The 26803-nt window shown below is 41.7% G+C and carries 27 protein-coding genes and 1 riboswitch; of the genes, 25 read left to right on the top strand and 2 right to left on the bottom strand.

The window, feature by feature from the left end; all coding sequences use genetic code 11:
* The 12 genes from scpB to MKY15_RS21490 all read left to right on the top strand — a co-directional run bounded on the left by scpB (position 1) and on the right by MKY15_RS21490 (position 12184).
* Complete coding sequence (scpB, locus tag MKY15_RS21545) at positions 1–612, top strand: SMC-Scp complex subunit ScpB (RefSeq protein WP_067210465.1); 612 nt, start codon at positions 1–3, stop codon at positions 610–612.
* Positions 609–1610: a serine hydrolase gene (locus MKY15_RS21540; RefSeq protein WP_187045149.1), complete on the top strand. Its 1002-nt coding sequence runs from the start codon at positions 609–611 to the stop codon at positions 1608–1610. Before scpB ends, MKY15_RS21540 begins: the two co-directional genes overlap by 4 nt.
* A gap of 322 nt (positions 1611–1932) precedes the next feature.
* Positions 1933–2664: a pseudouridine synthase gene (locus tag MKY15_RS21535; protein WP_342538544.1), complete on the top strand. Its 732-nt coding sequence runs from the start codon at positions 1933–1935 to the stop codon at positions 2662–2664.
* 259 nt (positions 2665–2923) lie between these two features.
* Positions 2924–3454, top strand: a complete 531-nt coding sequence (gene resA / locus MKY15_RS21530) for a thiol-disulfide oxidoreductase ResA (protein ID WP_067210457.1) — start codon at positions 2924–2926, stop codon at positions 3452–3454.
* A gap of 17 nt (positions 3455–3471) precedes the next feature.
* Complete coding sequence (locus MKY15_RS21525) at positions 3472–5121, top strand: cytochrome c biogenesis protein ResB (RefSeq protein WP_067210454.1); 1650 nt, start codon at positions 3472–3474, stop codon at positions 5119–5121.
* Positions 5121–6305 carry a c-type cytochrome biogenesis protein CcsB gene (gene ccsB / locus MKY15_RS21520; protein WP_067210451.1) on the top strand — a complete coding sequence of 395 codons (1185 nt, stop codon included), beginning with the start codon at positions 5121–5123 and terminating at the stop codon, positions 6303–6305. The genes MKY15_RS21525 and ccsB overlap by 1 nt, the downstream gene beginning before the upstream one ends.
* Before the next feature lie 226 nt (positions 6306–6531).
* Positions 6532–6849 (top strand): hypothetical protein, encoded by a 318-nt coding sequence (locus MKY15_RS21515; protein WP_187045148.1) that lies wholly within the window; start codon positions 6532–6534, stop codon positions 6847–6849.
* Positions 6850–6881: 32 nt separating this feature from the next.
* Positions 6882–7601: a response regulator transcription factor gene (locus MKY15_RS21510; RefSeq protein WP_067210448.1), complete on the top strand. Its 720-nt coding sequence runs from the start codon at positions 6882–6884 to the stop codon at positions 7599–7601.
* Complete coding sequence (locus tag MKY15_RS21505; protein WP_187045147.1) at positions 7594–9378, top strand: ATP-binding protein; 1785 nt, start codon at positions 7594–7596, stop codon at positions 9376–9378. The genes MKY15_RS21510 and MKY15_RS21505 overlap by 8 nt, the downstream gene beginning before the upstream one ends.
* A gap of 45 nt (positions 9379–9423) precedes the next feature.
* The gene (gene sigX / locus MKY15_RS21500; RefSeq protein WP_338656332.1) at positions 9424–9987 is read left to right on the top strand and encodes an RNA polymerase sigma factor SigX; all 564 of its coding nucleotides are present in this window, start codon (positions 9424–9426) and stop codon (positions 9985–9987) included.
* Complete coding sequence (locus tag MKY15_RS21495; protein WP_342538543.1) at positions 9953–11185, top strand: hypothetical protein; 1233 nt, start codon at positions 9953–9955, stop codon at positions 11183–11185. The genes sigX and MKY15_RS21495 overlap by 35 nt, the downstream gene beginning before the upstream one ends.
* 76 nt (positions 11186–11261) lie before the next feature.
* Positions 11262–11393, top strand: a riboswitch (FMN riboswitch).
* 209 nt (positions 11394–11602) lie between these two features.
* Positions 11603–12184 (top strand): ECF transporter S component, encoded by a 582-nt coding sequence (locus MKY15_RS21490; protein WP_067210434.1) that lies wholly within the window; start codon positions 11603–11605, stop codon positions 12182–12184.
* Between the two features lie 203 nt (positions 12185–12387).
* Here MKY15_RS21490 and MKY15_RS21485 read toward each other — a convergent pair whose 3' ends face one another.
* On the bottom strand, positions 12388–12639 hold the full coding sequence (locus tag MKY15_RS21485) for a ferredoxin (RefSeq protein ID WP_067210431.1): 252 nt from the start codon (positions 12637–12639) through the stop codon (positions 12388–12390).
* A gap of 109 nt (positions 12640–12748) precedes the next feature.
* Here MKY15_RS21485 and MKY15_RS21480 point away from each other — a divergent pair, with 109 nt between their 5' ends.
* From MKY15_RS21480 to MKY15_RS21460, 5 genes are all read left to right on the top strand, one after another.
* Entirely contained in the window at positions 12749–13789 is a 1041-nt protein-coding gene (locus tag MKY15_RS21480) for a helix-turn-helix domain-containing protein (protein ID WP_342538542.1), read from the top strand.
* Positions 13789–15225 carry an ATP-dependent DNA helicase RecQ gene (locus tag MKY15_RS21475; RefSeq protein WP_340742325.1) on the top strand — a complete coding sequence of 479 codons (1437 nt, stop codon included), beginning with the start codon at positions 13789–13791 and terminating at the stop codon, positions 15223–15225. The genes MKY15_RS21480 and MKY15_RS21475 overlap by 1 nt, the downstream gene beginning before the upstream one ends.
* A 193-nt stretch (positions 15226–15418) precedes the next feature.
* Complete coding sequence (locus MKY15_RS21470; RefSeq protein ID WP_067210423.1) at positions 15419–16081, top strand: LysM peptidoglycan-binding domain-containing protein; 663 nt, start codon at positions 15419–15421, stop codon at positions 16079–16081.
* A 222-nt stretch (positions 16082–16303) separates the two neighbouring features.
* Positions 16304–17089 carry a metallophosphoesterase gene (locus MKY15_RS21465; RefSeq protein ID WP_067210420.1) on the top strand — a complete coding sequence of 262 codons (786 nt, stop codon included), beginning with the start codon at positions 16304–16306 and terminating at the stop codon, positions 17087–17089.
* 18 nt (positions 17090–17107) lie between these two features.
* The gene (locus MKY15_RS21460) at positions 17108–18082 is read left to right on the top strand and encodes a YpdA family putative bacillithiol disulfide reductase (protein WP_340742324.1); all 975 of its coding nucleotides are present in this window, start codon (positions 17108–17110) and stop codon (positions 18080–18082) included.
* A 67-nt stretch (positions 18083–18149) separates the two neighbouring features.
* On the opposite strand, the gene MKY15_RS21455 is transcribed toward MKY15_RS21460, so the two are convergent.
* Positions 18150–19088, bottom strand: a complete 939-nt coding sequence (locus MKY15_RS21455; protein WP_342538540.1) for an asparaginase — start codon at positions 19086–19088, stop codon at positions 18150–18152.
* A gap of 59 nt (positions 19089–19147) precedes the next feature.
* Here MKY15_RS21455 and prsW point away from each other — a divergent pair, with 59 nt between their 5' ends.
* The 8 genes from prsW (at position 19148) to MKY15_RS21415 (ending at position 26570) form a co-directional block, all read left to right on the top strand.
* The gene (gene prsW / locus MKY15_RS21450) at positions 19148–19831 is read left to right on the top strand and encodes a glutamic-type intramembrane protease PrsW (RefSeq protein WP_067210413.1); all 684 of its coding nucleotides are present in this window, start codon (positions 19148–19150) and stop codon (positions 19829–19831) included.
* A gap of 74 nt (positions 19832–19905) precedes the next feature.
* Positions 19906–20697, top strand: a complete 792-nt coding sequence (gene sleB / locus MKY15_RS21445) for a spore cortex-lytic enzyme (RefSeq protein WP_082786826.1) — start codon at positions 19906–19908, stop codon at positions 20695–20697.
* Positions 20698–20790: 93 nt separating this feature from the next.
* A complete protein-coding gene (locus MKY15_RS21440; RefSeq protein ID WP_342538538.1) occupies positions 20791–22077 on the top strand; it encodes a PepSY1/2 domain-containing protein in 1287 nt (428 codons plus the stop codon).
* A gap of 126 nt (positions 22078–22203) precedes the next feature.
* Positions 22204–22845, top strand: coding sequence for a flagellar brake domain-containing protein (locus MKY15_RS21435; protein WP_340742321.1), 642 nt, complete (start codon positions 22204–22206; stop codon positions 22843–22845).
* Positions 22846–23102: 257 nt separating this feature from the next.
* The gene (gene cmk / locus MKY15_RS21430; RefSeq protein WP_338656346.1) at positions 23103–23780 is read left to right on the top strand and encodes a (d)CMP kinase; all 678 of its coding nucleotides are present in this window, start codon (positions 23103–23105) and stop codon (positions 23778–23780) included.
* The gene (locus MKY15_RS21425; RefSeq protein ID WP_067210403.1) at positions 23777–24361 is read left to right on the top strand and encodes a lysophospholipid acyltransferase family protein; all 585 of its coding nucleotides are present in this window, start codon (positions 23777–23779) and stop codon (positions 24359–24361) included. The genes cmk and MKY15_RS21425 overlap by 4 nt, the downstream gene beginning before the upstream one ends.
* Positions 24362–24439: 78 nt before the next feature.
* Entirely contained in the window at positions 24440–25588 is a 1149-nt protein-coding gene (gene rpsA, locus MKY15_RS21420; RefSeq protein WP_342538536.1) for a 30S ribosomal protein S1, read from the top strand.
* 292 nt (positions 25589–25880) lie between these two features.
* Complete coding sequence (locus tag MKY15_RS21415; protein WP_067210397.1) at positions 25881–26570, top strand: N-acetylmuramoyl-L-alanine amidase; 690 nt, start codon at positions 25881–25883, stop codon at positions 26568–26570.
* The last annotated feature ends 233 nt before the right edge of the window (positions 26571–26803 follow it).

Here is a 26803-nt window from a genome sequence, read left to right as displayed (position 1 = left end):
ATGGAATTTAAAGACCGTTTGCCTGGGATGATCGAAAGTTTTTTATTCATAGTAGGGGATGAAGGGTTAACGATTAAACAGTTAACATCTCTAGCTGAGCGTAAAGAATCAGAGGTTACTGAGGCAATTGACTGGCTACGTATGAGTTATGAAGAGCGCAAAGAGAGCGGCATTATGCTGAAGCAGTTTGGAGGGGCATATCGTCTTGTGACGAAAGCTGACTTCGCGGAAGATATAAAACGGTTGTTGGAAAATCCATCTCCGAAATCCATGACCCAGGCATCACTTGAAGTATTGGCAATTATCGCATATAGGCAACCTGTGACACGTGTTGAAATTGACGATCTTCGGGGTGTTAAATCCGAGGGACCTATCAATACGCTAATTGCCAAGGGACTCATAATGGAAAAAGGTCGATCGGAAGGAAGTGGACGAGCGATTCTCTTTGGCACAACAGACTTGTTCCTGGACCGTTTCGGTTTGGCATCACTAAATGGATTGCCACCCCTTTCGCAGGAAGAAGAAGGCGAGACAGTTGAAACAGACTTGTTCATGACAAAGTTCCAAGAAGCGTTTGCGATGGAAAATGATGGAGGAGGAAGCATTTCTTGAAACGGGCGATAATCGTTGTCCTATTTTTCACGTTACTAGTTGGCGGAGGTTTGAAAGAAGTCGCTGCGTCCGGCCAAGCATGGGCCGTTATTGACGCTGATACAGGCAGATTGTTGGAAGGTCATAATGAAAACGTTAGACTGCCGATAGCCAGTCTAACAAAAATCTGGACGGCTTTTACGTTCCTTGAAAGTGTTACAGAGCCCGGAGACGTCATAATTTCGCCACAAGCTGCTTCGGCCGAAGGTTCGTCCCTTTATTTACCGCAAGGGATGAAGATTGAAGCAGATGCCCTGCTAACTGGTCTAATGCTACGGTCAGGCAACGATGCAGCGCGTGCGTTAGCAGAACACGCGGGCGGTTCAATGGACGGCTTCGTGGACCTGATGAACGACAAGGCACTGTTGTATGGATTGAATGATACTGTCTTTTCGAATCCGTCAGGTCTGCATGATGAACGTCACTTGTCTACTGCATACGAAACAGCGCTCATGCTACATTATGCTATGGAAAATGACCAGTTTCGTACTATTGCTACCACAAAGAATTTTAGTTATCAGGGGAAGGATCAAGCTTATAGCTGGCGTAACAAACACCGCCTCCTACATTCCGAATCGACTGCGATTGCAGGAAAGACTGGTTTTACAAAAGCCGCGGGCAGAACGCTTGCAACTTATTTCGAGAAAGATGGCAAAAACATCATCGTTGTCACTCTGAACGATGGTGACGACTGGAATACACATAAAAGTTTGGCCAATAACGTGTTTTCCTCATTCAAGTTGGTGACTGTCGCTAAAAAAGGGGTATATGATATTCTACCCGGTGTAGAAGCAGAACTGTCCAAGCCAATCCGTTTGTTATTGAAAAAAGGGGAGAAATCGAAACTATCAAATGTTATTATTATCCCCCGTGGAAAAAATGAAAAAAGTACAGGGCATTGGACCGTGTCACTCAGTAATGAGCCACTTATTACGACGGAAGTACTTATAAAACAATGAACTTGTTACCAATGGCAAAAAACACAGCAAACTTCAAGCGAATATTAATCGAAAATATGCAATTGTGACGGTTTGGGGAAGACTGACGCCATATAGGTCAGTCTTCTTTTCATTTGCTACAAAGTGTGACATAATTTTTTCAAAGGTAAGAAAGTATAAGTTTCTTGACATGGAACAGTGTCTAGACTTCAGGCGCCAGCCGCTTGGCTCATAAGCAATCCAGCTATGTGGCAAAGAGCGCCACGTCGCTGGATTGACTTATGACCATCGCGTCTAGCGGGCGCCTTCCGCTTTTCTTACAGAATGAAGATGGGGTGACTTAATGGAAAGATTACAGAAAGTGTTGGCACAAGCAGGCGTGGCATCACGTAGAAAATCAGAAACACTAATTGTTGCAGGAAGAGTGAAAGTGAACGGTGTCGTCGTAACAGAGCTTGGAACAAAGGTATCTAGTTCGGATCGTGTAGAAGTTGAAGGAGTTCAGCTTGTTAAAGAGACTTACGTCTATTTCTTATTATATAAACCAAGAGGAATCATTTCGACAGTGGATGACGAGAAAGGCAGGAAGACGGTGTTAGACCTATTCCCGCAAATCGAACAACGGATTTTTCCGGTTGGACGTCTAGACTATGATACATCCGGTGTTATTATCATGACGAATGATGGCGATTTCTCTTACTTAATGACGCATCCGAAATTCGGTATTAAGAAAAAGTATATTGCAAAAGTAAAAGGAATCCCTAGTCGTGAAGCGTTGCGCAAACTTGAGACTGGAATTGACCTAGAAGACGGTAAAACTGCCCCTGCACATATAAAAATGCAGTCAGTAGATAAAAAAACTGAAACTGCGCTTATTGAGATTACAATACATGAAGGAAGAAATCGTCAAGTACGCCGTATGTTCGATGCAATTGGATGTCCGGTCCAAAAACTTCGCAGGGAATCATTTGGTAACGTAACAACTCACGGAATGAATGCTGGAGAAGCTCGGGAATTAACAAAACATGAAGTGAAACAGCTACGTGTACTCGCGGAAACAGGTAAAATAGGCTGATTGTGAGTCAATTGCACCTCGATTTAATTGCGCCTAAATTTTGAATTGCGCTTGTAGCCGCAGGACGCGGCGAACTCAGGTTGCCTTCCCAAACTCCTGTCAAAATTTGTGACATCCGCCTGGGGCTTGCCGTAACTAGTAGGAGACTTCTACTGATTACGGCAATTGTTCACAATCCCTTCAATTATGATGCGTTTATACAAAGGTCTATTTGTTATAATTAAAGGCAGAACTTATTTATTGTAAGGAGGCATTACGTATGGCTAAGGCGGATCAAAAGAAAACACGTCTTATTATAAGGACAATCGTCCTGTTACTTCTCGTCTCGGCAGTTGTCTATACAATCGCTTCAAAAGATAAAGTGAAGGTATTAGCAGTTGGAGATAAAGCACCCGATTTTGAGCTTGTCGATTTGGAAGGTAACAAACAACGACTTTCTGATTATAAAGGTGAGGGAGTTTTCTTGAATTTTTGGGGAACTTGGTGCGGACCATGTAAAAAAGAAATGCCATACATGGAAAATCAACATAAAGCATTCGAAGAAAAAGGTGTCAATATTCTTGCCATCAATATCGCAGAGTCTAATTTGAAGGTTGAAACGTTCAGAGACCAGTATGGCCTGTCTTTCCCAATCGCTATTGATAAAGATAAGAGCGTTAAGGAAGTCTATAATATAGTGCCACTTCCTACGACCTTCCTTATCAATAAAGACGGCAAAATCGAACAAATTATAACAAGGGAAATGTCTGAAAATGAGATAATTTCACTCATGGAAAGCATTCAACCCTAATAAGGAGTAAATCCAAAATGAGCAAAATCAAATGCCAGTGCGGTCATGATAATCCATTTGGCACAGTGCTTTGTGAGCGATGTGGTAGACCGCAGACTGAAGAAGCGAAAGAAAGCAAACTTGTCGACATGCGTTACGAAGGTGCGGCAAGAAGATCGCAGACATATAAACGGTCGATCATCGATAAAATATGGAATTTCTTTTCGAGTGTAAAAATTGGAATTAGTATTATCGTTGCCGTTCTCGCAACTGCTGCGATAGGTACTATTTTTCCACAGAAACTGTATGTAGCCGCGTCAACTGAGGCGGAGTATGCAGCTTACTACGAACGGCTTTATGGATTGGCAGGCACGATTTATTACAAACTTGGTTTTCATGACATGTATAATAGCTGGTGGTTCATCACGTTGGTCGGGATGCTTGGAACTTCCATCATTATTGCCAGTGTCGACCGAGTTATACCGCTTTATAAATCATTGAAAAGGCAACGTACAAAACGCCATCCTTCATTCATGAAAAAACAACGAGTCTATGGTGAAGGACCGTCGGAAGACCCAGAAGCTGCACTTATAAAAGCTGAGGGGAAACTGAAGGAACTTCGTTACAATGTGAAAATCGAAGACGGAGCTTTGCTTGCAGAGAAAAACCGTTTTTCAAGATGGGGTCCGTACGTCAATCATTTAGGACTTATCATTTTTCTGTTTGGTATTCTACTGCGCGGTATCCCTGGGTTTTATGTTGATGAAACAATGTGGATTCGCGAAGGGGAAACACGCTCTATTCCAGGTGCAGAAGGTTATTATTTGGAAAGCAAAAATTTCATTATGGAAAACTACACGAAAGAGGAAGCTGATGAGGTATTCGGCGATGCGCTTGAACGTGTCGGCATGATTGCGAAAAACTATCAGACGGATGTCGCTCTATATCAGACACCTGAAGGCGGTCTTCCAGGATCTGATGAAATGGACTTCGTTAAAGAATACTCTATCATTGTTAATAAGCCATTGAAATTTGATGGATTCAACGTTTTCCAAATGGATTTTCGTTTAGATGAATTAAAATCGATGACATTCCAATTAACTGAAAAAGCTACGGAATCTTCACTTGGGGAGTTTACAGTCGATCTTACTAATCCGGAACGTGAATATGAACTTGATAATGGCGCGCGCGTTATTTTGAGCGATTATTATCCGGATTATGACGGGATTGAAGACGGAGAACCGAAATCGAAATCTCCAGTACCGAATAATCCAGCATTCATCTTTAAAATGGTGACCCCAGCCAAGCCGGACGGCGAGATGAGTTTCGTCGCCATCAAACAAACGCTTGAAACGGAAGTCAACGATTATAAGGTGAAATTCGTTAGTGCAGAAACCCGTGATATATCTGGGCTGACAGTACGCAAAGATAAAACATTATATCTCCTTTTACTAGGAGGAATTATCTTTATGATTGGTGTTTCGCAAGGATCTTATTGGAATCATCGACGAATCTGGATTCAAAAAGGACCTAATGGAGAGCTACTAGTTGCAGGACATACGAATAAAAACTGGTTCTCCTTGAAAAAAGAGTTAGATCAAGTGAAAGACGTTGCTAATTTACCGTCCTATGAAGACAGACAGGACAAGGAATCTATCTTGCGAGATAAGGAAGTGGACAAAGTATAATGGGACTTGCATCGTTAAGCGCTAACTTGCTGTTAGTTTCATTTATCGCTTACCTCGTCGCGACGCTATTTTTTGGCGGCGCGGTGAAAGGCGCTAAATCTGAAGCATCTTATAAAAATAACCGTTGGGGAAAAATTGCGATTACCATCACGGTCATCGGATTCATTACCCATGTAGGTTACTTCATCACACGCTGGATTGCATCAGGTCACGCACCAGTAAGTAATATGTTCGAATTTACGACTGCCTTTGGGATGATGCTCGTTGGGGCATTCATTCTTCTGTATTACTTATATAGAACACCATCACTCGGCTTGTTTGCTTTGCCGATTGCGATTATTATTATCGGCTATGCAAGTATGTTCCCGAAGGAAATTACACCACTTATTCCAGCACTGAAAAGTTACTGGTTGACAGTTCATGTAATTACAGCTGCACTTGGTGAATCGATCCTCGCGATTAGTGCCGTAGCCGGGTTAATCTATTTATTGAAGAATATCGATTTGACGAAAAAGTCGAAACAGCGGTTCTGGCTAGAGGCGGTTATTTTCACGCTTATCTTAGTAGTCGGTTTCGTGTTATCTTCGTCAACGTTTAAATTGACTGGCTATGAAGCACATTTCACTTATATTGATAAAAATGAACAAGCTGCTAAAATTGAGTACAATTATCCACCACTTTTCGGTATGTCTGGCTATGAGTCGCTAACACCGGACGCGATGACGCCTTGGGCTGAAATGCCACCAATCGTCAATGCGAAGACGCTGACGACGTTCGTCTGGTCAATCGCAAGCGGAATCATTCTCTACTTGATTCTTAGACTCATTTTCCGTCGTCCAATTGCGGCATTGTTGCAGCCATTCGCTAAAAAAGCGAATTCGCAACTAATGGATGAAATTGGATACCGTGCGGTTATGATTGGTTTCCCTATCTTTACACTAGGTGCTCTCATTTTCGCAATGATCTGGGCTCACGAAGCGTGGTCAAGGTTCTGGGGATGGGATCCAAAAGAAGTATGGGCCCTTATCACATGGTTATTCTATGCTGCATTCCTTCACGTGCGTTTATCACGCGGTTGGGATGGCGAAAAATCGGCATGGCTTGCGGTTATCGGTTTCGTCATCATTATGTTTAACCTGATTGCCGTGAATTTGATCATCGCAGGGTTGCATTCATACGCTTAAGCGAGAACTGCCTAGTAGTTATCTAACTACTAGGCAGTTTTTTGTTTTATAAGTGAAAATAAAAATCCCCTTCAAATCTACTTCGGTGCTTAGTTTATGCTATACATTGGCTCAACATATATAAAGGGGGATTATAAGATTCGGTAATGTCAATGTGTTGTAACTTCGAGGTTTCAAGTCAAGTGCTTGGGGCCGTTTATGATCGGTTGGTAAGGGTATATGGTGGGTGTGTGTCGATTATGATCGGTTGGCAAGGTTATATGCTCGTTCGTACGCCGATTATGATCGGTTGCAAGGTTATGCTCGTTTGTGTGTCGTTTATGATTGGTTGCAAGGTTATATGCTCGTTCATGTGGGGTTTATGATCGGTAGTCAAGAGTATATGCTTGGTCATGCGTCGATTATGATCGGTTGGCGAAAGTATATGCTTGGTTGTGTGTTCACTTTTGATCTTACTAGACACCGGTTCGCCATTTTGAAGTTGCGCTTAAGAACGTCGCTACGGCTTTTCTGTTTCTTTTTTGCACAACGACTTGTACAATGAGGATAGTAGCTAGTTGAAAGGGGTAATCATTTATGGAAGAAAAAGTGACGTTGTTAGTAGTAGACGACGAGGAAAGAATCCGTCGTCTGTTAAATATGTATCTTACTCGTGAAGGGTATGAAGTCGAAGAGGCTGTCGATGGCGCGGATGCACTCGAAAAAGCGCTTGTGAATAACTATGATTGTATTTTACTCGATTTGATGATGCCTGAAAAAGATGGATTAGAAGTGCTAGAAGAACTAAGAGAAAAGAAAATTATGACGCCTGTCATGATGCTGACGGCAAAAGGCGAAGAGTCAGACAGAGTAACTGGTTTTGAGTCGGGTGCTGATGATTACATAGTGAAGCCTTTTAGTCCGCGTGAAGTTGTTCTGCGGGTTAAAGCAATTCTTAGAAGGTCTGTTACGTTTCCAGGTGCCGCTTCATCATCTACATCGAAGGACTTGGTCGTCTTCCCTCAATTAACGATAGATCACGATGCACACCGGGTTACAGCTGAAGGAGAAGAAGTTGGGCTGACGCCGAAAGAGTACGAATTGCTCTATTTTCTTGCGAAGTCGCCTGACAAAGTATTCGACAGAGAGCAGCTGTTAAAAGAAGTGTGGCATTATGAATTTTTCGGAGATCTCCGTACAGTAGATACGCATGTCAAACGGCTACGTGAAAAGCTGAGCCGCGTTTCTGAACAAGCAGCAAAAATGATTGTTACTGTTTGGGGAGTCGGTTACAAGTTCGAGATTCCTAATGAATAGAATATGGAATTCAATTGTCGGGAAGCTATGGGCAACCATATTGCTTCTCGTTTCTTTTGTATTATTTATTGTTACGGCCTTGCTCCTTGAATTCCTAGATGACTTCCATACACAACAGGCTGAGGAATCATTGCGAAGGGAAGCAACAACGATCGGGAAAATTGTTAATGATCACGAAAGTCAAACTTCGATGAACTTGATTATTGATGACATTCTTGACGACGAAACGAATGCGATGATTGTCGATACCAATGGGGAAGTTACGCATTCATTCCATAAAGGATTGAACAAGGATAGAATAGAAAATAAAGTGCTCTATGAATCCATGTTTTATGCAGCTGAAAAGAATAATAAACAAGTTGTAAAAGAGATGATCTTACCTTCGATTAATGAAGAGAATGTCATGGAACAATACCTTGTTCTATCCTATCCACTTGAAAAAGGAGAGCAACTCGGTAGCTCAGTTATCATTTATCAAAGCCTTGAAGCCGTCCATAGGACAACAGAAAGTACTACACGTATCGTATTCTTATCAGCATTTATTGCCTTTATTTTAACAACATTTTTCGCCTTTTTCCTGTCAACAAGAATTACTTCCCCTTTACGTGGATTGAGGCAGGCGGCATTTGAATTATCGAAAGGGAATTTCGATACAAGATTGCCTGTAATGCAAAATGATGAAATTGGCCAGCTTGCAACTGCATTCAATCAGATGGGTAGACAGCTTAAATACCACGTTGAACTTATTAATCAGGATAAAGAGCAGCTTTCAAGCATCCTTACATCGATGACTGATGCTGTCATTACATTTAATCGAGATTATACAATCCTGCTAAGTAATCCACAAGCTGAACAGTTATTGCAGAATTGGTATTTTAAAAATGGCGCACAAGAGGGTAACCATCATATCCCACCGGCGATTTTTCATATGCTTGAACATGTTATTACGTTCGCTGAGGAAGTTGAAGATGAATTAGAATTAGGTGGACAGTTTTATGGAATCTCTATTAGCCCGTTATATAGCGGAAATAGTATTCGTGGGGCAGTTGCTGTCTTACGTGATATGACAGATCAGCATAAGCTTGAGAAACTTAGATCCGACTTCATAGCAAACGTATCTCATGAACTTCGGACACCGATATCTATGTTGCAGGGGTATAGTGAAGCCATTATTGATGGAGTTATAACAAGTGATGAAGAGCGCGACGAAATGGTACAGATCATACACGATGAATCGAAAAGGATGGGCCGACTTGTGACGGATCTTCTCGATCTCGCAAGGATGGAATCAGGACATATGCGACTTTACAAAGACGATCTATCGATGATTCCTTTTCTCGACCGGATAGTCAATAAATTCATGCAAGTTGCGCGTGAAGCAAATGTCGATTTGACTTTCGAATTCTTGGAAGATACAGTACTCATTTCAAATGTAGATGAAGACCGTATGGAGCAAGTATTGACGAATTTAATAGACAATGCAATCCGCCATACACCTGATGGGGGAAGTGTTAGACTTGGAATACAAAAACAAGTTGATATGATTGAAATAACAGTGACAGATACAGGTGTTGGAATTCCGCAAGAGGACTTACCGTATATCTTCGAACGTTTTTACAAAGCAGATAAAGCGAGAACTAGAGGAAAAGGTGGAACAGGTCTTGGACTCGCCATCGCGAAAAGCATTATCGACTCACATGGTGGCAAGATCGCTGCAACAAAAGGCGACACTGAAGGAACGATTTTCAGTTGCATATTGCCCTTAAAAAAGATGTAACTTAATAGCTTGAAATACGACTAATTGATAGAACGGGGGTATTTCATGGACGACTCCGTTTTCCATCGGCTTTACGAACAGTACCATCAGGATGTGTTCAAGTTTCTTATCTATTTGACGAGAGACCGTGACCATGCTGAGGACCTCATGCATGAAGTCTATGTGAGGGTACTGCGTGCCTACGCCGGTTTTGAGGGGAAAAGTTCCGAGAAGACATGGCTCTTTTCAATTGCTAAAAATGTAGCAATCGACCATTTCAGGAAAAATACAGTTCGTAAAAAGCATCTGTTCGATAAATTCGACTGGGAAAAGAGCGAACTCGTATCGACAGGTATCCTGCCGGAAGAAATCGTAACACTCAGTGAAGAGATGCAAGAGCTGCTGCAAGCACTTAATACATGTACTGGTGATCAGAAAATGGTTATCATCATGCGCTATTTCCAAGATCTTTCCATAGCTGAAACAGCCGAAATTCTTAGCTGGACAGAAGGCAAAGTGAAGACAACACAACATAGGGCGATCAAAGCATTACAAAAGAAATTGAATGCTCTTCCGACAGAAGGGGGGAAACTAGATGACCCACAAAGATTGGAACGACAACAAGATTGAAAAACTCCTCGGTGATGTGCCTGACATATCAGATAATCGTCCAATGTCGGAAATACTGGCACGGCTGAAGCAAGATGAACGGCTGAATACGCCTCACCGTAAAAAATCAAAGAAATGGATGCCAGCACTTGTCGCTGTTGCTGCTTTGCTTGTTATCGGCCTGTTGGTTCCTTCTATGTTTGGTGAAAATGAATTGTCAATGAAGGATCAAAGTACCGACAATAAAATGATGCAAAGTGAGGACGCCGAGCCTTCTGCAAGAGGTGCGAGTTTGGAAAATGAATCGAGTACGGATGAAGAAGCGGAAATGGGCACAATGGATGGATTTTCTACTAAGATGGCATCTGAAACAGGGAAGACACACCATTTTGCTGTCTACTCCGAAGACGTTATCGATAGTACACTATTCCATTTAGGTCTTGCAGGTGATCAAGCTTTAAGCATTCCCATTACATTTATCATTCCGAACAGTCAAATCAAGAAGGATATTGGTTTCTTGGAGCCAACGAGTTATGATTTGTACAAAAAGTATGCGAGTCGTCTCGATGAAAGTGCACTAGGTTTTCAAGAGTACCATCCTTATAAAGGCAATATAGCCGCAGAGGATCATGTAATTATCCACCAGCTACCGCAAGGTCATGGTTATGACATAGGTTCGGGATCGATGGAAGTCTATCTCGACTCTTTACAAGATACGTTTTACGGTTATCAGGAGGTCCGATTTGAGAACGAGGATGGAACTGCGACCATGTTCTCTGAAGTAGGTCAACCGAGCACACCGTTGATTTTGAAAAGTGGTCGTAATCATTTGAATTACTATATGTTTGAACAACAAGATGGACAGCAGTTTCTTACATCGAACTTTTCCCAACCGCAGCCATCGTTGAACGAGGCATTACAGCAAATGAAAGTGAAGCCGAATGATGTTTTCAAGCCAGTCATTCCAAGTACTTTAAATTTTGAAGTAAAGGCAGATGACAAATTGACGACCATCAAATTCACACAACCACTGGATTTGGACGCGATGGAGCCGGAAAAAGCGATGCAAATGGTTGAGGGCATGCTCCTGACAGCAGCTGATTTTGGTGAACAGCTTCAATTCGAAAATGTCGTTCAAGAAGAATGGAACGGTTTTAACTTCAGCCAGCCTTTACCGGTACCGGTTGGATCTAATCCACTTCCACTTATATTGAAGTAAATAGAAAGACCTTTGTAAACAGCCTTGTTTACAAAGGTCTTTTTTTTGTATACAATAAGGTTGTAACAAAATATTGATTCATCTTCGGGGCAGGGTGTAATTCCCGACCGGCGGTAAAGGAAAGTCACTTTCCAAGCCCGCGAGCTTAACAGCTGATACCGGTGTAATTCCGGAGCCGACAGTATAGTCTGGATGGGAGAAGGTGAAGGTGCGGCCATCTTTTTGTGTTGTCTACAAAAAGAGGTGCTTATTTAAATGTGGGTTAAAAGAGAAAGAAATAGTCTCTTTTCTACTCTCTATTTGAGTATACCTTTCAAATCCCTCGAGCTTATTTGCTTTTGGGATTTTTTGTCGACATAAACAAGGTGGAACGGCCTTTCCTCTTTTGAAGTGAATCGCAAAAGGAGAGAGGAACAAATGAATAACAAAAAGTTGCGAAAGATGATTCTCATCGCGATGTTAGGGAGTATTGCAACTGTTTTGATGCAGTTTAACTTCCCATTACCTGCACTACCTGGATTCCTGAAAATTGATTTCAGTGAGATTCCAGCGGTTTTGGCAATAATGACGATGGGACCTGTAGCAGGTATTGCGGTCGAACTGCTTAAAAATATAATGCACTGGTTCATGTCAGGTAGCCCGACAGGTGTTCCTGTTGGTGAAATTGCAAACTTTGCAACAGGCGTGCTTTTCATAATGCCGATTTATTTTATCTTTAATAAATTTAAAACATCTATTGGTCTAGCTGGAGGCCTCATTGCTGGAACTGTCTCGATGGCTATTGGCATGAGTGTCTTGAATTACCTACTGTTTTTACCAATGTATACGTATTTCATGAATTTCCCAGCCATGGCAGGGAATGAGTTAGCTACTTTTATTGTTTTAGGAGTTCTACCATTTAACTTGATCAAGGGAATTATGCTAATGATTATTTCCATGCTGCTTTTCAAGAGTATGAAAAAATGGATTGCACAACAGCGTACCCAATTAACTTCATAATATAAAAAAAGGTCGTCCCGGGATTTTCCAGGACGACCTTTCCACGTTCGATTTATCTAGCTTCGTGACAGTGGTCTCTCAGCCAATTGGTAGAGCCACTCACGAGTCTTTAACACTATTGTAGAGTAACGTCTGTCTGGAAGCCAGCACGACAAGTTGTCGTAGTTTTAAAGCGACTTCTGTTATCGACAGCGCTTGCCTAGTTAATCTTCGTATTTAAGTGCATCGCCATCAAATGGTGCGTCGGCGGTTTTGATAGAATCGGTTGGGCAGCCATCGAAAGCGTCTTCTAGGTCTTCCATCAGTTCTTCTGGAACTTCAGCTGTTCCCATGTTATCATCGAGGATAACATAAGCAATTCCTTCATCATCATAATCGTATATATCCGGGGCAGCAGCTCCACACGCACCACACGCTATACATGTATCCTGATCAACGATTGTATATTTAGGCATAGTCTTTCTCTCCTCTTTTCTCCGTACAAACAATTTACTTCACCTTTCATTCTAATGATGTTGACAAGAGTTTTCAACAAAAAACATTTGTTAATCGGAGGAATTCAAAATGAAACTATCTTCAATACTATTAACCATCATAGGCAGAATAGACGGTGAACGAACAATCTATGCGGGACTTCACCTATTACGCGGCAAAAGATCGGGACAAACACTGCAAGATGTTGAATATTATGGTTTGAAGGAATTCTTTGGTATTGTACCAAAACTGACAGCTGAACGATTCGATGAGGCGGCTAAACAGTTAAGTGATAGGGGTTTCATCTCAACAATGGATGATTCTTTCGTCAAACTGACGGAGCAAGGTCGCGTGGAAGTTGGCAAATTACCGTCCTACCGATTTAACGGCTGGGATTATAGAGGAAGGGAAATGATTTTTTTCGGAAGGTTATCGCTTGTTGTGCAGACGGTTTCGAATTTCAAAGCAAAGGAAAAATCGTTTATGCCCGCTCAAAAAGACCGTGATATTCAAACTTTTGTTAAAATGCTACTACATAATCAGCGAATCAGTGATCCAGTATTTGCTAAAGGCGTCAGCGAAGAAATTCGGCTATGTATTACTCGAAGTGAAATGGATGAAAGACAAAAAACAATTATCACTCATCGCTTAAGTGGTTTCGGACTGACAGGCTGGACATGGGATCAGTTAGCAGATAATTTGAAACTAAATCCATTCGATATCCGTCTACTATTTATAGAAGGTCTACATATGATGCTTGCTGTCATTATTCTGTCTCCTGATTTGCCTTTTTTGCGAAAAATAGCTGAAAGCGTCAAGGTTTCGACATATTTGACGGATTCCTCTGTAAAAACGAAGCAACTTTTTGATTGTGGCTTTTCTCTTGAAGAAATTGCGATGGCGCGCAACTTGAAACAGAGTACAATTGAAGATCATTTTGTAGAAATGTCTATTAATGATACAGAATTTCCGCTAACACAGTTTGTTTCTGAGGAAGATGCAGAAGCAGTAGCTGGAAAAGTGAAGGAAATTGGAACCCGTAGACTTCGCTTGCTGAAATCTGAATTCGAAACGCTTTCCTATTTTCAACTTCGTCTCATCTTAGGTGCGCGGACGGGAGGGGGCAACTAATGGCTATTCACAAATTATTAAAAGAGAGATTCGGTTTTGATCAATTCAGGGCAGGACAAGAAGATGTCATTCGAGATGTGATTGCGGGCAAGGACACGATTGCAATTTTACCTACAGGTATAGGGAAGTCACTTTGCTACCAATTACCTGCCTATGTACTTGAAGGTACTGTCTTAATCGTTTCACCACTCGTTGCGTTGATGGAAGACCAGGTGGCAATCATGAAAAGGAACGGTGAAAAAAGGGTTGTTGCGTTAAACTCATTTCTTTCTTATTCGGAGAAAACCAGGATAATGGGGGAATTAGGCCGCTATAAGTTCATTTTCATATCACCTGAAATGTTGTTGCAAAAAAATGTGACTGCTCATTTTCGTAACATTCATTTGTCGTTAATTGTTGTTGATGAGGCTCATTGTATTTCTCAATGGGGATTTGATTTTAGACCAGAATATTTGCGGCTAGGAGAATTTTTTGAAGGATTAAACCGACCAGGTATTTTGGCTCTTACCGCAACGGCCGATGATAAAGTAAAGGCTGATATTTGCAGGTATCTGCAACTTCAAATGCCTGCAATTCATCAACATTCGTTGGACCGCCCTAATATTTCTTATTCAATTGTCAAAGTTGATAATGGGATGATGAAAACGGAGTGGATTAAGAATCGTATAGTAACGACGGCGGGTCCTGGAATCATTTATGTGGCATCGCGAAAGCGGGCTGATGAACTATCTCAGCTTCTTCAGCTGGAGGGTGTTTCTGTGGCATCTTATCACGCCGGCAAAGAGCAAGAAGATCGAGCGTTCATTCAGGAACAATTTATCACTGGTGAAATTAGCTGGATATGTGCTACAAATGCGTTTGGAATGGGTATACATAAAGACGATATCCGTCAAGTGATCCATGAACATGTACCTCAAGCTATCGCAAGTTACATTCAGGAAGTGGGGCGTGCGGGACGTGATGGTGATTTAGCGGCAGCGACGTTACTTTTTTCGTCCGATGACGAAGGAAGAACGCGTTTCATTATCCAAGACGATCTCCCTCAAGAATGGGAAATCAAGCACTATAAAAGTCTTCTCGTAGAGAACTATCCGCCTGCTGAAGCAGCTGAACTGGCACGGATTAGCGAAACAGGAAAACGTGTCATAGACTACTACATCGAACGGATGCCGATTGAAGATGTCATTATTCGTATGTCTGAATTGATACGTGAAAAAGAAGCGCAACTACAGACGATGCTTCGATTAGTTCATTCTGAAAGATGTATTCGGGAAGAGATTTTAGGTTTTTTCGGCGAGGCATGTGGAATGAAACCGAAGTTTTGCTGTTCGGTTTGTGGAACAGCGGATGGTCTAAAGCTTGATGTACAAAAAACAATCGTGTTGGATAAACGAATGGTGGATTGGGAGGAAAGGTTGACGGGGCTTCTTGGATAAGAAACCTGTTGTCCATTTAACTTCATTCTGAAGAACTATGCCTGATGACTCGTGGAACAAGGAAAGTTGCAGTTCAATCGCCCCTCTGAGTAACCAATATCCTGTTGGTGCAAATACAGCAAGGTGTATTTGATTTTTACGACAAAATTCGTCATAATGAAAGAATAGCACGATGTGATAGGAGAATGTAGCGATGAAAAATGATGATTATAAGACTGACTTTGAAGAGCACAGGAAGGAAATCGGTCTAGACGATGGTCATGAGGTTAGCAAGCTTCCATCGCGTAGCGAATTGCATAGGAAAGGTCGTAAACCTAAAAAGAAATCCAGCCATACGATGATTAATGTTATTCTTGGGTTATTCACACTTATTCCGGTACTCATTTTAGTGTATATTATTTCCGATTTTTATACTCCGGGTGATCGTACGTCAGCAAAAGGTGGGGAAACCGGCACGCTCTTTGAAATGAACAGTGAAAAGCCAGTTGAAAAAACTGCTGATGCTGATAAAGACGATGAAAAAAAAGCAACTAGTAATGAGGACGAAAAGAGTGCTGTGAAAACTGAAGCTGAAGCAAAAGTTGAGGAGAAGCCAGTATCTAAACCAGTAGTGAATGTCAATCCAACACCAGAAAAGAAACCAGAAGTAAAAGTAGAAACGAAGCCGGAGAAGAAACCGGAAGTAAAACCGGAGTCTAAACCAGTAGCAAAAACGCATACGGTTGGTAGTAATGAAAACCTTTATCGTATTTCTTTGAAATATTATGGTAACGGTGGAGGCGTCGAAAAAATCAAAAGCGCAAACGGCTTAACATCGAATGAAATTGGGGTTGGACAGAGACTTGTCATTCCTTGAGGAATAGCAGTATGAAAAAGGCGAAGTATAGATTCTTTGCCTTTTTCTTATGATAATAGGGAAATCTGGGTTTTTTGACACGGAACTGTGTCAAGCTCCAAGCGCCAGACGTTCGGGTCATAAGTGAGCCCGGCTAATCGGCAAAAGAATGCCGCTTCGCCGGTCCGCCCTAAGCCTGTCGCATCTACATGGCACTTTGCGCTTATCTTATGAAGGGTGGGCATGATTACGGTTAATAAAATGATATGGTCATCTGTTTCGCTGATGATTGGATTTTTAATATATATGTTTATGAGTGCTAGAAGAAGGAATGTTATTTACCATAATATGAATGTTGCGTCTGATAGTCAGGCTGACAAAAAAATGTCGGTATTTTTCATTTCAGATATCCATCGGCGTAAAATCGATGATAAATTGCTAGCGAAAGTTCAATCTGCCCATGATATCGATATTGTTATCATTGGCGGTGATCTAGCTGAAAGAGGAGTACCACTAGTACGGATAGCTGAAAATATCCGTAAGTTAGCGCAATTGGGACCGTTATTTTATGTTTGGGGTAATAATGACCGTGAAGTTGGAGAAGAAGAAATGCGAGAGATTATTACTCGTTATGGCGGGAAAATCCTTGACAACGAAAGTAGTGTTATTCCTGGACATCCGCGTTGGGGTATAGCTGGAACGGACGATCCGTCAAGTCGAAATGTCGATATTGACTCGACCCTCCGTGTTGTCAGTCAGTATGACAATGTTATTTTGGTCACGCATACGCCTTCGCTTTTTAGGAAAGTGGAGCAGTTATATGAGCCTCGATTGATGCTTGCGGGGCACACACATGGCGGACAAATTCGAATCGGGAAATACGGTCTACAGGAAAAAGGATCGTTCCGATTGAAGAAGGGTAGAGCGAAGCTAATCAGTAATGGATACGGCACGTCTACGTTGCCACTGAGGCTTGGTGCGGCGCCTGAATGTCACGTCATCGTCATAAATTATGGAGAAGTGTACTAAAGGAGTGTATTAAATAAAATGATACAAAAAGATGTAATAGTGGTAGGGGGAGGTCCATGTGGCCTGTCAGCAGCAATAGAACTGCAAAAACAGGGACTGGATGTTCTTGTTATCGAAAAGGGCAATATAGTCAATTCGATTTATCATTATCCGACGCATCAGACGTTTTTCAGTTCAAGTATGAAGTTGTCTATAGGGGATATTCCATTTATCACGGCTATAGATAGACCGAAGCGGAATGACGCACTTGTTTATTACAGGAAAGTTGCGGAACTGAAAGAAATTCCTATCAATAGTTTTGAAAAGGTAGAGGATGTTGCGAAAATAAGTACGGGATTCCATATTTTGACGGATAAAGACGAGTATTTAGCAACTAATGTGGTAATCGCGACTGGCTACTACGACAATCCAAATCAACTCGGTATTGAAGGGGAGGACCTCCCGAATGTCTTCCACTATTTTGAAGAGGCACATCCTTACTTCAGAAAAAAAGTGGTTGTAATTGGAGGAAAGAACTCTTCCATCGATGCTGCTCTCGAATTGGAACGTGCTGGGGCACTGGTTTCAGTTGTTTACCGCGGTTCCGATTATTCACCAAGTGTTAAGCCCTGGATTTTACCTGGTTTCGATAGCCTTGTTCGTAGTGGTGAAATTGCCATGCATTTTAATGCGGATGTTGTCAAAATCACGGATGCTTCCGTCACGATTGATATCGAAGGGGAATTGTTTGACATTGAAAATGATTATGTCTTCGCAATGATTGGCTATCATCCCGATCACACTTTCCTAAAAAAGGTTGGTATTTCGATTGAAGAAGAAAGCGGTCGCCCTTCTTTTGACGAAGAAACAATGGAAACGAATGTCGAAGGGCTCTTTATTGCAGGTGTTATTGCTGCGGGGAACAATGCCAATGAGATTTTCATCGAAAATGGTAAGTTTCATGGTGAAATAATTGCGCGTACGATTGATGCAAAACAAAATAGTGTAAAATAAAAGCTACCCTTCAATCTAGGAAAACAGGTTGAAGGGCAGCTTTTTGACATTTACATCTACAACAATTTTACTTCGTACAAAGTTCGAGTAATAGTTTTAAGCGTGCTTTTTGGCCACTTAGCCCGTGTTCGAAGCGTACACCCATATCTTTCAGCATCTTACCTCCGCCTTCATACGCATAAATATCCTGTGCAATCCCATTGAAGCATCGGGAAACTAGGATGACTGGAAGACCTTCAGAAAGTAGACGTCTGATTCCGCCGACCACATCAGGTGGGACGTTCCCTTGTCCTAGTCCTTCAAGTACGACACCGTCATAGCCAAGAGAAGATATCGAAACAAGCAAGTCGGATTCCATTCCGGCATAGATTTTAAACATGGCTACTTTTTTGTTGATGGACACGACAGGGAGATAGGTTCTTGATAATGGTGCATGGTGGAAATGAATGGCTGACTTCGTTACAATGCCGATGGGTCCATATTGCGGACTTTGAAAAGTAGAGACACTACTGCTATGTGTTTTCGTCACATTCGTCGCTGTGTGGATTTCATCATTAAGTACGACGAGTACCCCTTTATCGTTTGCGTCGTCTGCTGCGGCAACTCTGACAGCTGACATCAGGTTATAGACGCCGTCCGATCCAATTTCATTGGAAGAACGCATTGCACCCGTCAATACAATTGGGATATTGAAATTTGTTGAGAGTTCAAGGAAATACGCTGTCTCTTCAAGCGTGTCTGTGCCATGTGTAATGACAATACCATCAAAGGAATTATTCTCCATCAGACGGGAGATCAGCTCTTCGAGTTCAAGCATTCGTGCAGGTGTAATATGTGGAGAAGGTAAATTAAAAGCTTCCACTTCTGTTATGTTGGCGAATTGCTGGATGTTGTCTATTTCTAATGCGAGAGGATTTGCAGCACTTAACATTACTCCGCCGGTTTTGGTATCCAGTTCCATTGAGATCGTACCGCCTGTATGAACAAGCAGAATGTTTTTCTTCATAGTAGTTCCTCCTGTTTAAGGGAAATCATGGTATAATAAAGCAAAATGGGGGCCGGCCGATGTTCATATTGTTCACTGTAGCGATTGCGCCGGGATTGGCGCTCTTTAGCTATTTTTATTTGAGAAAACAGATTGCGAAAGAACCATCACTTACATTATTTCATACATTCATATACGGCGCTATCATGACTTTTCCGATAATGTTTATCCAACACGTATTTGAAGAGGAAAACATCTTCTCCCACTTTTTCATTCGGAATGTTATTTTTACAAGTGGACTTGAGGAGTTCTTTAAATGGCTCATCCTGTTGCTTGCCATTTATAGGCATGTTGAATTTGAAGATGCATACGATGGGATCTTATATGGTGCCAGCGTGTCATTAGGTTTTGCGACGGTTGAAAATATTATTTATCTACTTACATTTGGAGCGGACACCGCATTTCTTCGGGCTTTATTGCCGGTTTCCAGTCATGCACTATTCGGTGTAGTAATGGGCTATTATTTTGGCCGAGCAAAATTTGCCGTAGAATCAAACATCAATATGTATTTGTTTCTAGCATTCCTTGCCCCATATAGTCTTCACTTCATCTATAATGGCATCCTCGCTGTAGATAATCTCTGGCTCTATCTGATTATTCCTTTCATGCTGTTTCTTTGGTGGTTTGGCTTAACTAGAGTTAAATATGCACATACGTTCGCAATGCAGCAATTCAGACGCAAAGCACGAACAAACACAAAATGATTCAGCTTTAGCTGGATCATTTTTTATTTGTTAATAATATTGCTGATTTTGGACAAACTATAGAAAAAGGAGGAATGAAAGTGAAAAAACTGGTCATCCGTATGATAACAATCATCTTGCTCCTTGGATGTGCTTATGCAACCTCACCTGTCCAAATAAAAGCATTCAGTTCCCAAAATGTCGCACGCGGCGCATTTGGAGATGATGTAATCGAGCTGCAGTCGAGACTTCAGTATATTGGTTATTACACTGGGACGATTGATGGAACATTTGGCTATGGAACCTATTGGGCATTGCGCAATTTCCAAGAGAAGTATGGACTTCCGGTAGACGGAATTGCAGGATTGAAGACTCGGAAAAAATTGGTGGATGCATCACAGTATGATGAGAAGTTCGTAAAAGATAATTTGAATAAAGGGAATAAGTTCACGTATTACGGAAGTAAACCGCTTGCATCTCAGGTAGGTCAAGGAGCGGGTAAAACGGAAAATATCCAATTGCCAGCAAAATATTCGGATCAGGATCTTAAGCTGATGGCGAATGCTGTCTATGGTGAGGCAAGAGGAGAACCGTACGAAGGGCAAGTTGCAGTAGCTGCAGTCATATTGAACCGGGTTGAACATCCAGATTTTCCAGATACAGTTGGCGGTGTCATCTTTCAACCGCTTGCTTTCACAGCGGTCGCTGACGGGCAAATTTGGCTAACACCGAACGAACGGGCAAAAGAAGCCGTTCTCGATGCTATTAATGGATGGGATCCTTCCGAAAATGCAATTTACTACTTCAATCCAATTACAGCGACGAGCAAGTGGATTTGGTCACGACCTCAAATTAAAAAAATTGGTTTGCATATATTTGCCAATTAATCAATACGGAAAAGTATTGAAAACTAGTGATAAAGGAGGGGAGGCGGAATTTTCCGGAAACAACGAAAGTTTCCGGCGATATTTTGCCGAAATATGAAAAAAATGATTTTTGTATTAGTGTACTCAATAGCAGCACTTTCAATCTTTTCTTACGGTAAAGCAGCTGAAAATGAACAATTATCTATCGCACTAAGTGGACAATACGCCAGTAAAATGACAGATGCATCGGAGAAACTGGAAGAATTGGATAATGCGGTGAAAAAGACTTTATTATTTAATGAGGCGGATGGATCCTCAAAAGCGCGAGATGACATTTGGCGTCTGTCATCGGATATTAAAAACTCTGTTTCTTCATTACCGATGGATCCAAGCTTTTCAACATCGTGGTTGAATTATCTTGGACGTCTTGGTAATTATGCCAAGGAAGCAACTCGTGTAGCCGATAACGTCGAATATCACCGGGTTATGGAGCTGGCTTCTAAGAACCTTCGCTCAATGGCGGATGAGTGGCAAGTGGCAACTGCGGGCATGGTAAGTGGGAATTTATCGATAGACGGTTGGAAACAGAGATTGGATGTTGCTGATTCAGGCCATGATTGGACCGCTATGGGTACTAGTGTTAAACAGTATACGGAGAGTGATTTCCCACTGACAGCAAGTGAGTCGGATTCTATGAAGAAAAAAGATTTGAAAAATATTGCGGATCCTGAAGTGACTCGTGAAGAGGCCATAGCTGAGTTCAAAAAACTTTTTCCACACCTATCTAATGAGACTATCGGTGTAGAAATGAGTCAACCAGGCTCACCTTATCCGTTTTATCACATTCGTTTTGCCGAAGCTGAGTCAGTCGGTTATATTGATATCACGGAAAAAGGGGGGCATGTCCTTTCATTCCTTACAGAAAGGCCATTTGGCAAGGAGATTCAGCCGTTTGACGAACTTAAAAAGAAAGCAGAGACGTTTTTAAAAGATGCAGGTTATAAGGACCTTGTTTACGAGGAAGCAAGGGAAAATAATACGGCTTGGCATATGGTATTTGTCAGAGTAGAACCGGAATATGGAGCGAAAGTATTTTCAGATGTAATCCATTTAAAGATTGCAAAAGATAATGCGGGCATCGTTGGTCTGGATGCTTCCGAGTATATTCGGAAAGAGAAGACTGAACGACAGCCGATCACGAAGAAGAATTGGAAGACATTTTTCCATTCGGGCGTCGAAATTGTCAAAGAAGAATATGCATATGTTGAAAATGATCGGTTAGAACAAAGGCTAACGCACTATTTGACAGTTACGATAAATGAGAATGGGCAAATAGGCACATATGCAGTAATCGTCGATACGGAGACCTCTGAAGTGATCAAAACCGAGAAATTACAGTAAAAATGAAGTGTAAATAGTCATTGGAATTTCCATCCCGTCATGACATAATAGTATCTATGAATAGCGACACGCGCCGATAGCGCCTGAAGCTAGACCATATGACATAGGGATGGCGGGTGCTTTAATATGCTACTTTCGATTGGGACGATTATTGTTATCGATAAAGACTTTACAAAAGATAGCGAAAAGTTCAAAAGTAAAGTGGTTGATATAGGAGACGGTTTCGTAATGATTGACTACCCAAGCCATATTGAGACGGGACGGACAGCATTTTTTATGGATGGCACGCAGTTGCACGTTACATTCATAGATAGTATGAAAATGTCTTATGCTTTCCGGACTGAAGTGAGCGGCCGCCTTAATAAGGGAATTCCAATGATTAAATTATCCTATCCTGGTGATGAACAGCTTATCAAGATTCAACGACGTGAATTTGTACGGGTAGAATCAGCAATTGATATTGCTGTTGAGAAAGATGGACGCTTCAGCCAGTTTGTGGCGGCAGACCTTAGCGCAGGCGGAGTCGCGCTAACTCTCCTTAACCCCGACACTTTCAAAGAAGACGAGCTGTTATCGCTGACCATCGTGCTCCCTTTCATGAACCGTGAAATTAAATATGTCAAAGCTGATGCACGGGTTATAAGGGTTTTTGAGAAAGATGGCAGACTAATTGCCTCATTACAATTTGAGACAATCAATCAAGTTGAGCGTCAATACGTTATCCGATTCTGTTTTGAACGGCAGTTGCAAATGAGAAATGAAAAATAGAATTTAGTTGGGGGGAGTCTGTGTGAATGAGACTTTTCCCTTTTTAATTGTCCAAACTCCAGCCAGTTAACCAAGGCGCTTACGCTCTTCTTGGTGTCTAGACTCCAGGCGCCTAGACCCTCGAGTCGCTTCAGTCCTTAAGTTAAAGGCAAAAAGCGCCTTTATCTTAAGGCCCTCCAGCGCTTTTCGGGTCTACCCAGGCGCTTACGCTCTTCTTATGATACAATATTGTCTAATTGACTACGGGGGTAGATGAAATGGCATTAGAGATAAAAATCGCGATTGATGGTCCGGCTGCGGCTGGAAAAAGTACAATTGCTAAAATCACAGCTGAAAAATTGGGCTATACGTATATCGACACAGGTGCTATGTACCGCGCACTAACGCATAAAGCGTTAGTTCACAACATAAATACTAGGGATGGACAAGAACTTGAAAAGTTATTGGAAGAGACGGAGATAGTTCTTAGGCCATCAATTAACGGCCAAGCGGTCATTGTAGATGGTAAAGACGTAACAGAAGACATCCGTTCACAATTAGTGACGGCTTCTGTATCCTCTGTCGCTACTCATATGGGTGTCCGTCAGCTGATGGTTGATAAACAGCGGATTCTAGCTATAGGTGCAGGTGTTGTAATGGACGGGCGCGATATCGGGACGGCTGTCCTGCCGGATGCAGAACTAAAGATTTTCATGACAGCCTCTGTTGAGGAGAGAGCGATGAGACGTCATATTGAAAACGAAAAACGTGGCTTCACAACGTCTCTTGAACAATTGAAAGCTGAAATTGCTGAACGTGATCGCGCGGATAGTGAAAGAGAAGTGTCTCCACTCAGACAAGCGGAAGATGCTGTTCTTATCGATACGACTTCGATGTCAATTACAGATGTGGCGGAAAAAATCAGTGAACTTGCAGAAAAGAGGATGAACTTATGAACTTATATCCACTTGGTAAAATGCTCTGCAGTGCAATATTTTATCCGTTATATCGCATTAAAGTAATTGGTGCGGAGAACTTCCCGAAAGAAGGGGGTGTTCTGCTTTGCACGAATCACATCGATAATGTCGATCCTCCGGTTGTCGGTAGTACTTGTCCTAGGCCTGTTCACTTCATGGCAAAAGAAGAGTTATTCAAAATGCCATTGCTAAAAAGTATTCTTCCGCAAGTGAATGCATATCCTGTGAAACGGGGTATGAGTGACAGGGAAGCATTCCGGAATACATTGAAAATCCTTAAATCGGGAAAAGTTGTCGGGATGTTTCCAGAAGGAACGAGAAGTAAGACGGGGGAACTTGGTAAAGGGCTTGCAGGCGCAGGATTCTTCGCGCTGAAGGGTGGCGATGCGGTCGTTATGCCTTGTGCAATTATAGGGCCTTACAAAGTGTTTAGAAGATTGAAAGTTGTCTATGGTAAACCGTTAGATCTGACAACTTATCGTGAAAGTCGGACTTCAGCTGAAGACATGACAGAGATCATCATGAGTGAAATTCAAAAACTTATCGAACAAAATAAATAAGATAAGGGTAATTTTTTGTTATTTTGAATAGATTCGAATAATATAGAAGTAGGATTCTTTATGAAGGAGGACTACATAATGACTGAAGACATGAACTTAGAAGCAGCGAACATCTACAATGAAGGTGACCGTGTTACTGGGAAAGTGACTAAAATCGAAGAAAAGTCTGTGACAGTTGAAATTGCGGGAGCACCTTTTGATGGTGTTATTCCAATCAGCGAACTATCGAGCCTTCACATTGAAAAAGCTGAGGATGCAGTTGCAGAAGGCGATGAAATTAAACTGATTATCACTAAAGTGGAAGAAGATAATTATGTCCTTTCAAAACGTAAAGTCGATGCAGAAGGTGCATGGGGTTCTCTTGAAGAGAAATTCAATAATAAAGAAACAATCGAAACGGAAGTAAAAGACGTTGTTAAAGGCGGACTAGTTGTTGACCTTGGTGTACGTGGTTTCATTCCGGCATCACTTGTCGAAGATTATTTCGTCGAGACTTTTGAAGAGTATAAAGGTCGTATGATGACATTTAAAATTGTTGAAATGGATAAGGAAAAAAATCGTTTAATTCTTTCTCATCGTGCAGTTATCCAAGAAGAAAAAGCATCACAAAAAGGTGAAGTTTTGGATAATCTCAAAGAAGGTGAAGTACTGGAGGGGACTGTTCAACGTCTTGCAACATTCGGTGCTTTTATTGATATCGGTGGCATTGATGGACTTGTTCATATATCTCAACTTTCTCATGATCATATCGAGAAAGTTTCAGACGTTCTAAAAGAGGGCGACAAAGTGAATGTGAAGATCCTATCAATCGACCGTGATTCAGAACGAATTTCACTATCCATCAAGGATACATTGGCTGGTCCGTGGGAAGGAATTGAAGAGAAGGCTCCTAAAGGATCTAAGTTTGAGGGGACTGTGAAACGTCTCGTCTCATATGGTGCATTTGTAGAAGTGTTCCCTGGCGTCGAGGGGCTTGTCCATATTTCGCGTATATCCCACCAACACATCGGTACTCCGCATGAAGTGTTGAAAGAAGGTCAAAAAATCGATGTCAAAGTACTAGAAGTCAATACGGATGATAAACGTCTATCTTTAAGCATTAAGGATCTTATTGAAAAAGAAGACAATAACTCTTATGGAAATTATGAAATGCCAGAAGAAGCATCAGGTTTTTCACTGAGCGATGTCATCGGAGATCAGCTGAAGAACTTTTCAACTAAAGACTGACTAAGAAATGTTGTTTAATTTACTCGATGTGACTAATTTGTGAATATAATGAACGAGAATTTGAAAAGATGATGATGCCCCTTATGGGCATCATCATCTTTTTTGTTGCATAGGAAATGATACTATTCCCGATCCGTGGATAATTAATAACGTAGGAATTGTCATAGGGGTTGTCTAAATAGTTACATATAATAGTAAGCAAGGTATTTTCTTATCGGCGTGATAAGTGGGGGATTAGTAAGAGGCCTTTATTCCGCCGACAGGGCTTTAGTAAAAAAAGAAGGTGAATAATATGCCATATACAATAATCAACAACTACATTCCGACGTCTCTTTATCCTCTGAAAGCGACGTATCCGATGAAGCCGGAATACATCACCATCCACAATACAGCCAATGATGCGACGGCAATCAACGAGATTGCTTTCATGACGCGGAACACGACTGCGACGTCGTATCATGTGGCAATCGATGATAAACATGCAGTGCAAGCTATCCCGTTTACACGCAACGGTTGGCACGCTGGGGATGGTCAAGGGGCAGGTAATCGGAAATCCATAGGGATTGAAATCTGTTACTCACAATCAGGCGGTCCGAAGTATGTTAATGCGGAAGCGAATGCCGTCGACTATATAGCACGCATACTTAAGCAATACAGCTGGGGTATAGATCGTGTTAAATGGCATCGGGATTGGAGTGGTAAAGAATGTCCGCACCGTATCATAGGTGAGGGGCGTATGACGACCGTTCGCAATGCCATAGTTAAACGTCTGGCAGAATTGAATATCCCAACGCTACCAAAGGAGGATGCACGCATGTTTAATCCAAGCTCAGCAACGTTAAAAGTTGCTTATGAACAATACTTGTCGGATGCCGTAAAAGAAGGTTTAATTTCCGACAAATGGTTAACGGACTTTAGGGCAGGTAAGTTGTCACTAGATGATGCACTCGCACTAAAAGTCTTTATTGACCAGCGCAGATGAGGTAATTAAGGTAGGGAAGATCAAAAGGCGGTAAATCCATCAAGGACAGTCGTCATTTTCAAAAGAAAAGAACGTATAAGATTTCAGCGGAGCGGTGTCTAGATTCCAGCACCTAGCCTTCCTTTATCTTAAGGCTCTCTAGTGCTTTTCCGGTCTACCAAGCGCTTGTGCTTTTCTTATTTGTCATAATAAGAACGTTCGCTCCATATGTTGGTGGAAAGGGAGGGGGGGAG

This window comes from Sporosarcina sp. FSL K6-1540 (assembly GCF_038620285.1).
Lineage (GTDB): Bacteria > Bacillota > Bacilli > Bacillales_A > Planococcaceae > Sporosarcina > Sporosarcina psychrophila.
Note: the sequence above shows the minus strand (reverse complement) of the source record. Positions and strands in the feature narration are given on the sequence as shown.